This is a genomic window from Citrobacter sp. CF971, assembly GCF_006385635.1.
In the GTDB taxonomy this organism is placed as follows: Bacteria; Pseudomonadota; Gammaproteobacteria; order Enterobacterales; family Enterobacteriaceae; genus Citrobacter; species Citrobacter freundii.
Map to the genome: position 1 here is coordinate 253,452 of NZ_CP041047.1, position 15,115 is coordinate 268,566.

14 protein-coding genes are annotated in these 15,115 nt (G+C 43.9%); 1 reads left to right on the forward strand and 13 read right to left on the reverse strand.

The features are described from left to right. Nucleotides 1–27: 27 nt before the first annotated feature. From E6P06_RS01575 to E6P06_RS01620, 10 genes are all read right to left on the reverse strand, one after another. Complete coding sequence (locus E6P06_RS01575; protein ID WP_008786628.1) at nt 28–528, reverse strand: hypothetical protein; 501 nt, start codon at nt 526–528, stop codon at nt 28–30. A gap of 63 nt (nt 529–591) precedes the next feature. Then, nucleotides 592–2,505 (reverse strand): VWA domain-containing protein, encoded by a 1,914-nt coding sequence (locus tag E6P06_RS01580; protein ID WP_008786629.1) that lies wholly within the window; start codon nt 2,503–2,505, stop codon nt 592–594. 64 nt (nt 2,506–2,569) lie between these two features. Continuing rightward, the gene (locus tag E6P06_RS01585) at nt 2,570–3,925 is read right to left on the reverse strand and encodes a DUF3150 domain-containing protein (RefSeq protein WP_008786630.1); all 1,356 of its coding nucleotides are present in this window, start codon (nt 3,923–3,925) and stop codon (nt 2,570–2,572) included. A 59-nt stretch (nt 3,926–3,984) separates the two neighbouring features. Next, a complete protein-coding gene (locus E6P06_RS01590) occupies nt 3,985–5,064 on the reverse strand; it encodes an AAA family ATPase (RefSeq protein WP_020996201.1) in 1,080 nt (359 codons plus the stop codon). A gap of 57 nt (nt 5,065–5,121) precedes the next feature. Next, nucleotides 5,122–5,499, reverse strand: a complete 378-nt coding sequence (locus tag E6P06_RS01595) for a hypothetical protein (protein ID WP_008786632.1) — start codon at nt 5,497–5,499, stop codon at nt 5,122–5,124. A 371-nt stretch (nt 5,500–5,870) separates the two neighbouring features. After that, entirely contained in the window at nt 5,871–6,980 is a 1,110-nt protein-coding gene (locus E6P06_RS01600; protein ID WP_008786633.1) for a lambda-exonuclease family protein, read from the reverse strand. A 57-nt stretch (nt 6,981–7,037) separates the two neighbouring features. Beyond that, nucleotides 7,038–8,594 (reverse strand): recombinase RecT, encoded by a 1,557-nt coding sequence (locus E6P06_RS01605; protein WP_020996200.1) that lies wholly within the window; start codon nt 8,592–8,594, stop codon nt 7,038–7,040. Between the two features lie 74 nt (nt 8,595–8,668). After that, a complete protein-coding gene (locus E6P06_RS01610; RefSeq protein WP_008786635.1) occupies nt 8,669–9,433 on the reverse strand; it encodes a single-stranded DNA-binding protein in 765 nt (254 codons plus the stop codon). Nucleotides 9,434–9,800: 367 nt separating this feature from the next. Further along, a complete protein-coding gene (locus E6P06_RS01615; protein ID WP_020996199.1) occupies nt 9,801–10,301 on the reverse strand; it encodes a hypothetical protein in 501 nt (166 codons plus the stop codon). Between the two features lie 62 nt (nt 10,302–10,363). Continuing rightward, complete coding sequence (locus E6P06_RS01620) at nt 10,364–10,975, reverse strand: hypothetical protein (protein ID WP_008786636.1); 612 nt, start codon at nt 10,973–10,975, stop codon at nt 10,364–10,366. Nucleotides 10,976–11,413: 438 nt separating this feature from the next. Here E6P06_RS01620 and E6P06_RS01625 point away from each other — a divergent pair, with 438 nt between their 5' ends. Then, nucleotides 11,414–12,160: an AcaB family transcriptional regulator gene (locus E6P06_RS01625; protein WP_008786637.1), complete on the forward strand. Its 747-nt coding sequence runs from the start codon at nt 11,414–11,416 to the stop codon at nt 12,158–12,160. A gap of 48 nt (nt 12,161–12,208) precedes the next feature. Here the strand turns inward: E6P06_RS01625 and E6P06_RS01630 are convergent, their stop codons facing one another. Genes E6P06_RS01630 through lepB form a run of 3 tightly spaced genes read right to left on the reverse strand, consistent with a single transcriptional unit; the run spans nt 12,209 to nt 15,104 of the window. Continuing rightward, nucleotides 12,209–13,276 carry a TraU family protein gene (locus E6P06_RS01630; protein WP_020996198.1) on the reverse strand — a complete coding sequence of 356 codons (1,068 nt, stop codon included), beginning with the start codon at nt 13,274–13,276 and terminating at the stop codon, nt 12,209–12,211. After that, on the reverse strand, nt 13,273–14,586 hold the full coding sequence (locus E6P06_RS01635; RefSeq protein WP_008786639.1) for a TrbC family F-type conjugative pilus assembly protein: 1,314 nt from the start codon (nt 14,584–14,586) through the stop codon (nt 13,273–13,275). The genes E6P06_RS01630 and E6P06_RS01635 overlap by 4 nt, the downstream gene beginning before the upstream one ends. Then, a complete protein-coding gene (gene lepB, locus E6P06_RS01640; protein ID WP_008786640.1) occupies nt 14,580–15,104 on the reverse strand; it encodes a signal peptidase I in 525 nt (174 codons plus the stop codon). The genes E6P06_RS01635 and lepB overlap by 7 nt, the downstream gene beginning before the upstream one ends. Nucleotides 15,105–15,115 lie beyond the last annotated feature (11 nt).

Consider the following 15,115-nt stretch of genomic DNA (forward strand, 5'->3'; position numbering starts at 1 on the left):
CGCTGACCGAAGTCAGCGTTTATATTTTTACAGAGGCTTATCCCTAATCGGCTTTGCAGCCTCTTTAGGATAAGTGTGATAAAACGCTTTTCTGTACTTTTCGTATCCAATACGTTGGGATGCAACATGTTCCATATTAGTGGGAGCAGTAAAGTGATGACGCGCAATCAGACTTGCTTGCTTAGCCAATTCACCAGACCACTCGTGCAGGATTTCCATTCGGGTTTCGAATGGGTCAAGACCTGCTATTTTGCAGCAACTCGTAAATGAACAAAGGTCTTCCTGATTTTCTTCCGAACAAATCCAGAGGATTTCATCCACACGCTGCTCGCCAGTACTACGGTATGCAGTCATGATATATATGCTATCCCGAATTATCTCGTAAGCCATCTTTGATGAAAAACGAAGTTCATAATTATGTTCTGAATCGGCTGATATCAGATCATATTCACTTTCAGTGGCATCGAAAATACTCATGAATGAGAGTTGATTTTCGTGAACCACTTTAAATTTTGCGGTTGCAGACATAATGATCACCTTTAAAATAAATTAAATTAATTTAGAAAGTTAAAACAGAGATTAAAATACAGATTAAGACAGGAGAGCTTTACGGGTTACTTCAAAGAGTTTGTTACGTAAGGCAGAAACAGAACCGACAGAAATACCGGTATCACCAAAAAGACTTTTCATCATGCTGTCATTGGCATCACCGAAACCGATACCAATAACGATGATGTCATCATCTTTAGCGCTTTGTATCATCGCTCGCGCAGAAGCCATATCATCAGGCTGGCCATCAGTTGCAATAACCAATACATGGCGATCCGCTTTAGCTGACGTCAGGTCTGCAAGTGCAGGCCATAACGATTCGCAAAGAGGAGTACAACCTTGCGTACCAATTCCAAACTGATGAGTTCCAATAGCTGTCCGTAGAGTTTGCTCCCGTCCTTTTAACAGACCTACGCTATTATGCGCGGCGTGTGGGAAATGATATGCCGAGGTAGTTACCCCCTGAATACCATCGAGCGCATACAACATTGATACAACAGCGGCTTCAGCCTCTTTAACCGACCGGCTCATTGACCCGCTAGAGTCCAGCAGGATAGTAAAAGCAGAACTGACATCTACTGCCTTGGACTTATGTTTAAAAAGACGCGTATTTCCCAGCATGGCACTGGTAACCAGTCGAGAATCAAGCTTACGACCAGTTTCACGATGTGTTCTTCTCACCGCTCTTACACCCTGCAACAACCCATGAAGTGATTGACGTAACCCGGTAGCCATCTGCACCCCTAAACTTACGGATGCATTACCGGTATCGTGCCGCTTCGCAGGTGCTACTGAATATGGAGTAGGTGAAACGATACGTTGATGCGGGGGTACTTTGTCTTTGATTAGCTGATTGAGCTTATCTGAAGTGTTCTGTCCTGTACGGCCAAGATCATTCGATGTGGTTCCCTCGAAAGGGTCTTTTCCGTTCTGGGACAGGTTACCGACAGAAGATTCACCCTGAGCATTTACGCCCGGATGGGAAGCAGCGGCGTTGCTGTCACTCGAGTTGGAAGCAGGAGCATTACGATTAGCTGATGTTGACGAAGAATTTTCGTTTTCATCATCGGTATCGTTTTGCCCATGTTCTTTATCTGGTGCGCCACCGGCATTACCATCAGGTTCTGAAGAAGGCTCATTCTGACCGGCTGGCGATGACGATGAACCGTCATTACCGCCTGCACTATCATTCTGGCCATCCCCATTTTTGTCAGAACTGTCGGATGACTGGGCCGGGTCTGACGAACTGTCATCACCTTTGCTGTCATCAGAATCAGCACCCTGATTATCATCCTGCGGAGGTTCTTCCTGCTCATTAGTTTCGTTAAATGCATCTACTGCGAGGTCATATAACCGACATGCAACTTCAAACACCTTTTTAATCGAGGTTGCTTGTACTGCTTCAGCCATAACCATCATAGCTTTGTCATACAGCTCCAGCCCGAAGATACGTTCAAAGTCCTCACGCGCTTGCTTTGTTGGAATAGTTAAACCGTTGAAGCGGTTCAAACCACAAGTAAGCAGGGTATCCAAAAACACCGAAGAAGCTTTATCACAGGATTCCGCTTCCTCACTGAACAAAAAATGATTCAGTGAATTGAGATACTTTAATGTACCTGGATAGCGACAACTCATCGCACGTTCAATGCGCAAATCTTCGCAAAGGTTGACCAGATGTTTAAGTACCTCAACGTTGTATTTATCCGACTTCATATGCTCTTGCATGAATATCTTGAGATCACCAAAATCAGTGAAACGGATATGTGCTGCTTCATGTACGGCATACCCTAACAAAGGATTTGCCAACATTTCAGCGTCTTTGAAGAATGGAATGTTAATAAGAAAACCAGCTCCAGTCTCCGTAGCATATGCTTCATTGCCGCCGACAGAAACATTAAGGCCAATCTGAGAGCTTAATGCACGTGCGACAATAGGAAGGGAATTATAAATACCCATATATACCTCACAATAAATTTAAATAGATTAATTAGAAAAAAGGCCCAGAGTGGGCCTTTTATTTTTAAAACACCATTATTGTTCCGTCATCATCGTGTGAAGACGAAGTTTCAATTTCCGGCTCTTTTCCATCAATGACTTTTTCAGAATCCAAACCCGAAATAAGAGCAGGGTCTGGCAGAGAACGGGGTGCAACAGAATCACCGTCCAAAAATGAATCATCATCGACCATAACCGCATCAAACGCAGGAATTACAGCATCATTAACAATTACATGCTCCTGGGTATCGGACAAGTCGTTAACGTCAGTATCAGCCGACGTATTAACCAGTTCGATTGCCAAAGGCGTATCAGCAGAACCATTGACCTCTACCAGTACAGATGGGGCTTCAGCGAGTGAATCAACGTTTTGCAATCCGACCGGATCTTCCACTACCACAGCAGATGCAAATGCATCTGTATGCAGAGGAGGTATCGTTTCCGCCTGAACCTGAGTTGCCGACATGGCCGCTAAAGTAATGGCATCATCATCTTCAATAAGGTTCATTGAAAGTGATGGGTCAATTGCATCGTTACCATCTGTAGTACTGGCGGATGACAGCAGTTCCACAAACTGTTTTGCATGAATTGGGTCGCGTAAGTTATTGAGGAGAGAGAGAATGTCGTTATAAGGTTTGCCCGTCACTTTACCGGTTAGCGGAATGTCTTTCATTACCTGATTAACATAGTCGCTAAGAGACTGGACGCTGGGTGCGATGAAAGCCAGGGACGCGAGTTTATCGCCGCAGCGGCGTAAAGGATTTAGTGTGTGCTGAGAAAACGCATCAGGGTTCCTGTTTTTAAGGAATCCTTCCACAACATCAGCCACATCCTCATAAACTTCATCCGCTAAACTTTTAACTTGCCCAGTTAAACCATCCTGAATGACACTGTTGCCATAAGGAGTGATGTGAATCGCAGTAAAGCCAAATTGTATCTGGCTATCCATATAAGACAAATCGATAGCAGCATCACGCAAAAGTATAGAGCGATACTTTTCTTCAAAAGAGTTAATCCAGCTATTAAAATCAGCTTTCATAAATTCCTTTTTGTAATCGTAAAACTCGCCCTTAAGTACATTCAGTTTACCAATTAAATCATTAACCTTGTCGGCTGGAATTGCATAGCCGCCCATAAATTTAATACCCGCTTCGAGACAAAAAGCGTGAGCTGAATTCTTTTTGCGGGTAAATGGATTGATGAGTTGTGGGTCAATGATTTTCTTGCTGCCTAATGAAACGAGCACATCAGGTGGCAAATCAGCACTGTTACCAAGATCTTCTCTTTTCAGCTTACGACGACCACTAATACTGGTGATATCAGAAAGAGAAACGAGAATAAGTTGTTCCAGAACCTGAGTGGCATTGGATTTGATAGTCATGACATACCTCATTAATTTAAAATTGATTTAAAAAGAATTAAAAAACCCCAAGCGGGGCTTTATTTAAGTGCTTCAGAACCGAATACAGCTTCAACGATGAGATGCAAAGATTTTTTATCATCTGCTGATGCACGATTACCAATCTGATAATCGAAAGCTGTTAATAATGCACGTGGCATCTTTGCAGCTTTCATCATTGAGTAGCGGTCAAGCCAGGCCACCAGCGAACGAGTTGAACACGTTACTGATAAACGAGTGTCGGGAAGAACACCGTCCGGGAGTTTTGCACTGTTAGTATTGACACTAGTGTCAATTTCACCGGTGATATTCTTGCCTACAAAAAGACCGCGAATCATATTCGCAACGTCAACAAATTTCTCCGCGACTTTGGTGTCGGGGATATATTTGGTAATCAATTTAGTCTCGGTCTCTTTTGGCATATAGTCAGCAGTGATAAACATATAGCGGTCAAGGTTGGCCACATTTAATGTTTTCACACCGCCATAAACGCCAGTAAAATCGCCCTGACCAATCGAGTTAGCCGTTGCAACAAATCTGAAGTTCGGGTGCTGTTTAATTACCTCGTTGGTTTCAGGAATAACTAAATTCCCTCCTTCGAGGATGGCGTTAAAGGCATTGGCACAGGATGGGTCTAATTGATCGTACTCATCGAGTAGGAAAATCAGTCCATACTTGTACGCCAGCGTCAGTGGGCCATGAACAAAAACAGTCTTGGTATCACCGGTCAGTTCATTACACTGAAGCCGGAGACCGCCAATGAGATTGTTAATATCCAGGTCTTGTGAAGCTGTAGTTTTCATGACAGGCCAGTTAAGTCTTGCTGCTACTTGTTCGACAACACTGGTTTTGCCACAACCTGTTGGGCCAGAGATCCACAGAGACTGATTTTGTGGATAGTTAATCCACATCAGTACAGATGAACGCAAATACGCTTCAAAAACATAGTCGTCATTCTGTTTAGGCACGAATGCACTAAATGGATTGGCTGAGTCAAATCCCTGGAACGGTTTCACTTTATCCATCTGATGTTCTGGTACAACAATACCAAATACAGAAGGGTGGACAGGTGTAGAGCGCGCCATGATTTCAACAGACAGGTTTGCGAAATTAGTAGTCATGATATACCTCATTAAATTAGATAGATTTAAGAATTAAAAAAATTAAGAAGAATGATGCTATGCAGCAATATCAGCACGTACTAAATCAACATGCTTATAATTGCGGCTTACACTGCCACTGTTATCAACACTGGTTACCTTTGGGGCATACGTTACATAAGAGACGATGCCACGGGCACTCAATGCAGAGACCAGAACGGGCATAAAAAAGGTTTTGGCATAAACAAGTACGCCGTCAGCCTTATATTTATTGCAGAGAGATGTAGCGATTTCAGCGAATTCTTTAGCCTTATCGGTCATAACATCTTCTGAAGGACAGGTATTAAAGGTCAACAGTTCACGTAATGCGTGTGATACTTGCTGATCAACATCAATAACGCCCATTTCCCGTTGTTCCGGGGATGCAAGATATGCAGTCATATTTACAAGAAACATGATCAGACTCCTCATTTAAAAAGATTAGTGAATTAGATGAATTAAGCCTTACATGAAGGCTGAAGTTAGGTACTAGTTTCAGTTTGGGAGTGACTGAGGCACTTGTTGTTGTCTACGTGACAACGAAACACCTTTTTCGACGGACAAAAAAGCCTGCCGCTTATGTGAGCCGCAGGCTATCGAATTTGTTTAGGCGAGAAAAATCCTTGTGAATACCAGGAGGTATTCAGGAGTGGCTTGAGCGCCGAATTTAGAAGGTGTTTAAAGGCAGTTGCCTGAAGTTAAGCGGACTAAGCCGCTATTTAAAGATAATAAAGGATGTGTAATTGGTCAAGCAAAAAAAAAGCCCAGTTTTAAACTGGGCTCAATAATTAAAAAACAACGAATTGTTGGGCTGAGTCTGTCTCTTCTGCACCAGGTGATACCAGTACGGAATTGTCATCCAAAGGAATGTAGACAGTATCAGTCAGAGTTGATTTATATTCATAGGTACTTAGTGAATTTCGTACCGATGACTGACCGTAACATTCTGGATGATGTTTCGGGTCAATAGATAATTTATCGCAGATTCGTTTGTAGCTCGGTTTTTCCGGTACGCGAGACTGAAGAAAACGAAAGCCAAAGCCATCGATTCTAACAAGCTCGTTATAGGAAAAGCCAACAGAAACACCAAGACCCTGGATCAATAAATTGACCGAGTTCTGGTATTCTTCGAACTGCTTTTTCTTTAAAGCTAACTCTTTCTCCATCTGCTGCAATGTTCCAACTTGTCTGGCTATGTCTACCACACGAGCTTCCAGGTCGTCTGGAAGCTTAAAGCCTTGTGTATGAGACATGATTACAGGATCAGAGATAAGTAAAATATCTTTTTCCTTATCAAACGGCATAGCTGTTTTTGTCTGTACCCTATTCCAGAAATATTCGCAGGCAACCTGGACGCGATAAAACGCTTTCTCCGAAGGCATAATTTTAAAGACCTTGGTCTGGTCAGTTGCTGACCAGAACACAAGATATGCCTGGGGTGCGCCTGTTGTCAGCAACTGGTGCTGAACTTGCCAGTAGTAATAACGAAATTCTGGCGATTTGGTTTCAAGCTGAAGAATAGAAAGATGTTTGCTCTCGCAAAGATTCTTTATCTCAAGGATTGAACCATCGTCAAATTGACCATCCAGTGAAGCAATCATGTAAGGATACTTTTTGTTCCTTACACAGAAAGGCAGGGCGATTTGTCCTATCTCTTTTTCGCAGTAACTTCTGGCAAGTGCTTCAAGCTTTTTACCAGCATCAACCTGTTTAATGACAGAAAGGTCTTCTGCCTGAATCAGGCCAGCGTATTGCAAATAGAGTTCGTAGGGCGTTTTAGTTGCACCTGGCTCCTCTAACAGAATTGGGGAGCATGTTGCAGTCACACCGGTTTTACGCCATTCGAGCCAGTCCTTTGAACCCTGCACAACATCAACGACTTCATAAATGTCAGACATAATGATCACCTTAAGATAAATTTAGAAAGTTAGACCGGCAGTTTCCTGCCGGATAAGTTAAGCGGCCTGAAGATCTTCAATAAGACCTTCTACCATTTCTTTTAGAGGGGGGAATGTCACATTGCTGAGAGCGGCATGAAGCCTGGTAAAATCAGAGGTATTAACAGCCTCAAGATATAACTGGTGTATTTCCACTGATTCGGCCTGGACTTCACCAACCCATTTGGCCGCGTCGGTTTTAAACTCACCCTTACCCATTTTTTCGATGAAGTTAAGGACTTGAGTAAAATCGAAGCTACCTACTGCGTTAATTAAATGATTTTTGAGAAGTGCCCTTCGGGATTTTTCTAAAGATAAGCGAGCGAACGCCAGCTCACTTTCATTCAGATCGAAACTGCTTTTTGCATCGGTTAAAATAGTTTCGTATCCAAGCGTTTTTTCTGCCCGGCTTACTAACTTTTTAATTCTGCGTTCAACCCATTTTCTAACCCCGGGATGTTCAGACATTTCTTCATTGGACTGCCCATTGGTTTCTGCGGGTGGGGGGAGAATATCATCAGCCGCACCGTTTACTTCGGCTGGAGGAGTATTTCCCTCAGCCGTATCGTTAACATCGGTTGGTGTATTGCTCTTGATGTCCTGCTGCTCGGCTGAATTAGGTTCTTCAGCGAGCTTATTGAACTCGCCTTCAATAACTTTACCATCAGCCTTTTCAGTTTGGATAGTGGTATCCGTATTACCAGCCGTCCTGGCTTCTTGTCTAATCTCCATTTCAGCTTCAGCAGCTGCGACGGGTATTGTTGCTGTACGGAAACCTTCACCACCAGCAGTGTTCAGATATTCAATCATCGAACTCAGGCGAGTACGGTTACCGGGAATTAAGTGTATGGTCTGCTTAATAGCAGACTTGAGCACCATCTTCCACGGGAACTGAGTCCACGGAGAATACTGCCGTTTCTCCACTTTTGCCCAAGATTCGGATTTCGCCCGAGATTGAGCTAAATCCTGAAGGTCAATGAAAAATACCAGATGACGTCCATCCTTCATTAAATAGTCGACATAAGCCCCCCTGAACATGCCCCGATCTCCTAAATCACCCTGATCGGTGTTTGTGAGAACGAGTCCCCCTTTATAAGCAAAGGGGTCAAATTCGTGGTCTGGGCTGGAGCGACGACCATTGGTTTTAAATGAGTCCTTATCAAAAACTAATTCAGCCACAATGTCTTCGCATAAACCTTCATCGGTGGCCATCCTGCTGAGCCCAATATAGGACACGTCGAGAATGACACGACCATCGCGTGGAACCAGGTAAGCCTGCTTCTGCGCCGGGTCAAGAGTGAGGCCGCTACTTGCGAGCTGAAGGAATGCAGTTTCGAAGGACTTTGGATTATTAACTGCTATGTCAGCCAGGAAGTTATTATTGTTGACAATATGTTTTGCAAATACGCATTCACGTTCGAATGAGATATGCGGAGCACTGGAACCTGCGGATGCGAACATCTTATCCAGCGACAACATATGTCGTGCAATACTGTCCATCTTTACGACAATATCGGAGTTGCCTTTATTGTTGTTAGAAGAGGAACCTGAGCTACGTGATTTATTTGAGTACATATATACCTCATTAAATTAAATATATTAAAAAATTAAAAAGAAGAAGGTTGCTGATAAATCAGCAACCAGTCATATCAACCGCGAACTGATGAATATGCGTTGGTTAATGTTTCCGGCCCGGTAGAGCTTAATTGTTCATTAAGTTTCATACGGGCTGCAATAACGGCTGCTGTCGAATTATCGGCTGGCAGAGTTGTCCAGGCTTGCATGTTGACTGGGCGCTTAGAGGTAGCCACTTGCGGACGTGATGTCTGCACGGCTCTATTCTTAGCGTCCAACTTCTGCGAAGTGTCTGGCTTCTTCTTTTCTGACTGTTTATTGTTGTCTGGTAATACAGACTCATTTCCAGGGTGAAGCTGTTTTTGCTCGGCATAGACTGTTCTCCATTTTTCAGAAGCAGTTCTTACCTCTTCATCAGACATTTTCTGCCACTTCATATCGTCCTTTAGTTTTTGCGCTACTTCAGGGGATAACGTAGTGACGGTTGATGTCGATGTTGCCTTTACAGTTTCATTTGCACGGGTATCAATTGATTGGCCAGTCTGAATGATTCGAGCCATGAAAACATGAAACTCAGTCCTCATTTGGTCAATACCATTTTTTGTATAACGGAATGATCGAGCTAATGCCTCGATATACAGTTCGGTATTCATTTGAATATTGTCACGTAGAAAATCCGCGACTTTACCAAATGCTTTTATCGAATAGAACTCGGTCTGGGACTTGCCGCTGATGGACATGTCACAGCGTAAACGAAAATAAATATACGAATCTGAATTATCAGATGCGGGCATATACTTAGGTTCTATCGCAACAATACCCTTTGCTCTGGATTGCATAGTTTATACCTCATAAATTTTTAAATTAAGAAAGTTAGAATAATTTAGTGCTATAGGCACAAGAATTAGAAAGATTGATGAAGCATCCAGTTAGAGTGCTGGACTCACTGTATCCTCAACAAGAGGAAAAACACCTTTTTCGACGGCGCAGAAAACACGATGCATGATGCACCGTGTGTCGAATTCTATGGGCGTAGGGAAGCCGTGCGAATGAACATATTCATTCAGGGATGGCGCGTTGCCGAAATAAAGAGTGTTAAAAGAAGTTAAGCGGTATGTCCGCGATATAAGATTATGATACGACGTTGGGTTGGTCAATCCAGAAAAGAAAAAAACCCAGCTTTCGCTGGGTTTTTGTTGGGAGGTATTAGCATAACAAGCGTTCCAGACGCTTCCATGTTTGGATTGCCATGTCGGTTGATGCATCTGATATCTCTTTATAGAGATTGGTATTTCGCCGTTCATAATAACCTGGATAGATGAGCCTATGCAGGCAATCATCTAACCTTGAAAGATCTCCAAAGTCCTGAGCGCCTACATTGATTTTTGCCCTGATTGCCAGTATATCTCCCTCTATTTTCATGAGCTCAATGAGCTCATGCATTTCGAAGAAAATATTAGACTGATAACGACCAGCATGTTCTTCGCATTCGATGCTATCGCATACGTCACATACTTCAGCGTTACAGGAATGATAACCGCAGTGATTACACGTATAAGAGAATCGCTGGTTTATCGCTCCTGCAACACAGTCTTCATAAATCCGATGTCGGCAGTCATTCCCACAATTTTCGCACTCTGCAATCATTGTGTAATCATCCAGTTCCATACCACCCGGCTCAATGCTACTACCATAGACAATTGTCATAATATACCTCATATATTTAAAAGATTAAAAAGTTAAGGCTTATAGCCTGAGTTAAGAATATTTTAGCTTTCGGCGAGTACTTGCATAACCCAAATGCCGCGACGTTTTTCGCTCAAAAGATTACGATACCCTGTAACCTTACCGCCTTCGTCAAAAACTTGTGCTTTGTCGGTTCTCACTTCAGACTCTTTCCAGACTGAAACGATATCCCCAACTTGTGCCCCACAAGTCGCAACAGCACTTTTGAGCCCAATTGCCCAAATTTCATGGTCTTTCCCACCACTACGAATTGTGACTAAATACGTTTTATCGTTATTAGGATCGTGTTTCCAGTTTTCGAGACCGTGGTAAACAAGTTTTCCTTCATAACGATGGTTCGTATATTTGGCTTTGTCATTATTTGCCCCACCCTGAGAAGAACCTTCAACAATGTTTCCATTAGTTGATTCATTAGATTTTTTCCCAGACTTGGTAAAGAATGAATTATAAATAACCAGTAAAGCAACCACCACACACACAGTCGCAGTAACAAAACCGAGACCAGTGAATAGTAAACCGCGTTCCGTTATAAAAATTGCCAGCCAGATTGGGCCAAGGAATCTGATATATTCAGCACGGTAATACACAGCACCAAAAAATACGATACCTGCCATTAATGAGATTGGGTCAGACATAGATCACCTATAAATTTAGAATGCGAAAATTTAGCCACCTAAAAGGTAAACTAAACGGATGTACACAAGAATGCACACCTGTTGATTTCGCTGGAGTTAAAAGGATTAACAATTTTTTTTGTTTGGGATTGAGAACCAAAATACCCGTTTGGGTAAGCAAAGAGACATGTCAGGTTTAACCTAAACACATCAGAGATGCTCGGGCCTGTAGGAGGCGTAGTTAACCCGGGAGGAGGTCATCCGGTGGGCGCTGGTAGAGCGCGAAATTAACTAGGAAGTTGTGCTGATGTCCGTCAGCTCGGTTCTTATTCATTTAAGCATAATTGTTTATTTTTTCAAGTCAGTTTTTCATGGTCATATTGCAGCCATTTTTCAATGACAACTATCCTGAGTTTTGGCCTAATCAATTGGCATACAAATTAACTCCGAGGTTCTGTTATGGCTAAAGCACCGGTACAAACCGTAAAACAAGCTAAAAAGAGTGGGGCTCAGGATAACCGAACCCCTAACACCCGTGTCGAATATTCCAATCCTGAAGCTGTCGTGAAATTTACTCTTCACACACAGGAAGGTATTCGTGTCCAGTCCCGAAATTTTAACATTATCTCCCAGGCGCTCTTCAATCTGACCAATAACAGCCGAGCCCTTGAACGGCTTGGCGCTAAATACAGTGGTGCAATTGAACGTACACTGAAGGCAGTTAACGAAGTAATCGACATGCCTGAGAAAGAACTGGAAAATAACATTGCTATTCTGAACCGTGCGGTAAAAGAAGAAGAAGAACGCAGCAGCCTCAATGAAGTCGGGTACACCCATCCAAAAGAACATGAGGTTCGCATCAGAACGCCGCAAGCAATGCGGGTTATCCGCATTATTCAGAACTTTGATAAATTGCACCAGATCATCGATACCCTCTGGTTAAATAACTGTTTTAATCAGGATGAGGTCGAAGAGTTTAAGTCTCGTCTTCATAATCTCATTCGTGATCTGGCTGCATCACTCAAACGTCACGCGCAGGCATCTGCTGATGAGCTTAATCAGGCCAATGGCCGGGCCGCTGAAAAAGAATTGGCTGGAAGCACTGAGACAGAACCTACCCAGGTAGACCAGGATACACCGGTGTTGCAGGATGCCAGTAATGAAGCGAATGATGATCAGAATGAGGCCATTAAACGGCAGGCTTAATTCAACGAAAAACAAAAATTAAAAACCCTGCATCGCAGGGTTTTTTTATTACATTGTGCGGCAACAATCTACCCACTGGAAAATCATGTAGGTACTGTCCTGGCCTTTACCGGTTGGATAGCGGAAAGGCCCACCTTGCCATTGGTATGGGGACTCACCGACCTCATGACTGTTTTTTGTCTCCGGGGTAGGGTAGAACATATTCAATTTGTACTGCTGCTTTGGCAACGTTGGGTAAATCTTGGAGCGACAAACAGTATCGTTTCCCATCGAACGGTAGGCCAGTCCGCGCCGATGTTCTGCGGCCAGCATACGGATCCCGACCAGGCTGGTTGTTCTGGGGGCATCCATACTCCGTACCGAACCAGTTAAAGGATACTGCCCACCCCAGGAACCGGCACACCACCAAAGTGAGTCTATAGGCTGTTTACCTGCAAATTGCGCAGCTGCTTCACCGGCGCAAGCCTGCATTGCTATCACGTTAGCCACAGCTGCTGATTCCGGGTTCTGGAAGAATGCCAGCATCGTATTATTCCAGGTCGGGTCAATCTCCGTGAAATTAATGATGTCAAAATCGCTGTATGGGTCGGCATTGCACTGGCCGGGTAGATACATATCAAGCATTCTTAATAACGGCATCGCATACATATGAGCATTGTAGAAACTGATCGAGAAACGCTCCCGTTGTTCCTCGGCTGCACCATCGGTCTGCGGGCCAAACTGCAAATCATTACCAAGGTCGAGGGTTACCCCCCCAAGCGATGACATACACCCGGGTGTTCTCGTTAACTCAATGAGCTTTCGCGGTTCCCACATCGCGGTCAATACACCCGGGTGATAGACGTTAAGCCCGTCCTTACAGGCACATACTGTCCCTGATGCTGCATTGTCAGGTGCAGTGCCAGTCATCGACAGATTAATACCGGCAAGCTTTATCGGGAAAATACAGTTCCAGCAAACATCGGTAATGAGTTTCGCTGATAAGACCTGGTTATCATGACAGACCTTGTTCTGTACGGGTGATGAAACGTCAGCGGCCAAAACCGGGAAAGTAAAAGCCAGACATGCGAGCACCAGGGTCTTGGGTGATTTCAGAACTGAGAGTATTTTTTTCATTTCAGCTCCTCAAAATCTTTGCGCGAGTATTCATCATTAATGAATCGCTTACTGTCGGCTGTCACAATGCTGGGCACGTTTATCAAACCATAACGTTCGGCCATGCCTGGCTGAATCATGTATAGCCTTGCGAAATCACCGTATTCTTTCTTGGTGTCACGGAAGGTCTGCCAGCCATCACCATACACGTTTGTCGTGACCAGTATTGGCGTGAGGGAGGCAGGTGTATGTTCAAACTGATACCTGGCGAACTGGCGTTGCCATTCTTCACGTGCATCGAAAAAGATTAGCTTGATGGTAAATGGCATCACAGTTAGCGGGTTAAATCGCCCCCGTTTCGCAACGATATCACCGTTAGGTGAAGTAATGTTTTGAGGGATAATGACCGTCGGATCGATGGTTCTGGTAGTTCGCTTTGTCGCTTCCGGGAATTCCTGGAAAACCTGGCGGGGCCAGTAGTTATCAATGGCCTTTTTCTTCATGCCATCAAAATCGAGTTTCGCGACACTTTCCTGTAATTCATCAATAAGGTTCTTCTCCACGACCCCAACTGCGGGCCCGGCCACACCAAGGTCGCCGGTCTTGTCTTTCAGGTACGCGATGTCATAGATGCCTGTCACCCTGGCCACCAGCTCACCATCTTTTTCATGGATAATGGTTGGTACAGAGCTGACGTTGTAGTTTTTGAATACAGTTGGATCAAGGTTTACGGCAAGAGATGACTTGGAGTCGAAGGAAAGTCTCTGCCAGTGAGTCAGTTCATCAAGCAGGTTCTTTTTATCTTTCGCCCCCTGGACAACCAGCGCGATATCCGTGCGTCCATCATATAACTTGAGAATGTCGGTGATTTCAGCATCGCTTAGAGACGCGGAGACGAGAATATAAATAAAATCACCGACTGGCTTATTTTGTTTCTCGTTAGTCATATCAGACTTTGCTAGCGCACCTCTTACTGCATCATCGACTAGTTCATCTGTATTTTTATACTCGGGCATTTCACCCATCATTTTTCGATTATCTTTAACCGTGTCAGTAGCCTGGTCGGTAGCGACATTTTGATTATCACGAGCCGCTTTGATGAGACTGTCAATATCTTTCAATTCAGTAGCAGATAATTGACGCTTAGCTTTTTGAATGTCGGTGACCGAATAGTTATTAGCCGGTCTGGTCGGAATGTTATCTAAGTTGGCTAACGGCCTTGACGGTAGATCACTTAAATCAATACCAGAGCTTTCGGCCCAGGTTGGGGTGCAAACAACAGCGGTTACAAATGGCAGTATTGAAAGACGAAAAGGTGTTTTTTTTACCATAATGGATACGCTCGGCCTATAATTTGCGACTCGTCTAATGATCCCCAGTATCGGGAATCAAAACTGTATCTGGTGCGCCCCATCATCCACAGGCGACCATTCGGTACGACTCCACTACGCGTGAGCTCCTGTTCGGTGTGGCCAGACTCTGCTGCTAATGCCAGTCCCTCGCCGACCATAGAGCCGTTAATTGCAGTCTCTTCGGGATCAACGGATACTTTGTCTCCCGCAATGCCATCAACTATTTTCAGTCCTTTGCCATAAGGTTGCATTAGCTCAGAATGAAAGGCGTAAATTTTCCCCTTGACGATAGATTTGTCCATTTTATCGACGAGATATATTCGGTACGGAGGAAGACATTGGTTATTTTGTGGATCGATACCAATCTCGTACCGGTTAAGCACGTATAGCGTCAGCGGTGCGGTTAAGAAAATAACAACAATGCTGAAAACAATATGTTGCCTCCAGCTTCGCTTTTTACGAAATATTAAGCTCCATACCGATTTGGGTGTGTTCATTCGTCCACCAC

What these genes read in the sequence shown, in the direction of transcription:
- E6P06_RS01575 (WP_008786628.1), bottom strand. Translation starts at nt 528, where the DNA reads ATGTCTGCAACCGCAAAATTTAAAGTGGTTCACGAAAATCAACTCTCA.
- E6P06_RS01580 (WP_008786629.1), bottom strand. Translation starts at nt 2,505, where the DNA reads ATGGGTATTTATAATTCCCTTCCTATTGTCGCACGTGCATTAAGCTCT.
- E6P06_RS01585 (WP_008786630.1), bottom strand. Translation starts at nt 3,925, where the DNA reads ATGACTATCAAATCCAATGCCACTCAGGTTCTGGAACAACTTATTCTC.
- E6P06_RS01590 (WP_020996201.1), bottom strand. Translation starts at nt 5,064, where the DNA reads ATGACTACTAATTTCGCAAACCTGTCTGTTGAAATCATGGCGCGCTCT.
- E6P06_RS01595 (WP_008786632.1), bottom strand. Translation starts at nt 5,499, where the DNA reads ATGTTTCTTGTAAATATGACTGCATATCTTGCATCCCCGGAACAACGG.
- E6P06_RS01600 (WP_008786633.1), bottom strand. Translation starts at nt 6,980, where the DNA reads ATGTCTGACATTTATGAAGTCGTTGATGTTGTGCAGGGTTCAAAGGAC.
- E6P06_RS01605 (WP_020996200.1), bottom strand. Translation starts at nt 8,594, where the DNA reads ATGTACTCAAATAAATCACGTAGCTCAGGTTCCTCTTCTAACAACAAT.
- E6P06_RS01610 (WP_008786635.1), bottom strand. Translation starts at nt 9,433, where the DNA reads ATGCAATCCAGAGCAAAGGGTATTGTTGCGATAGAACCTAAGTATATG.
- E6P06_RS01615 (WP_020996199.1), bottom strand. Translation starts at nt 10,301, where the DNA reads ATGACAATTGTCTATGGTAGTAGCATTGAGCCGGGTGGTATGGAACTG.
- E6P06_RS01620 (WP_008786636.1), bottom strand. Translation starts at nt 10,975, where the DNA reads ATGTCTGACCCAATCTCATTAATGGCAGGTATCGTATTTTTTGGTGCT.
- E6P06_RS01625 (WP_008786637.1), top strand. Translation starts at nt 11,414, where the DNA reads ATGGCTAAAGCACCGGTACAAACCGTAAAACAAGCTAAAAAGAGTGGG.
- E6P06_RS01630 (WP_020996198.1), bottom strand. Translation starts at nt 13,276, where the DNA reads ATGAAAAAAATACTCTCAGTTCTGAAATCACCCAAGACCCTGGTGCTC.
- E6P06_RS01635 (WP_008786639.1), bottom strand. Translation starts at nt 14,586, where the DNA reads ATGGTAAAAAAAACACCTTTTCGTCTTTCAATACTGCCATTTGTAACC.
- lepB (WP_008786640.1), bottom strand. Translation starts at nt 15,104, where the DNA reads ATGAACACACCCAAATCGGTATGGAGCTTAATATTTCGTAAAAAGCGA.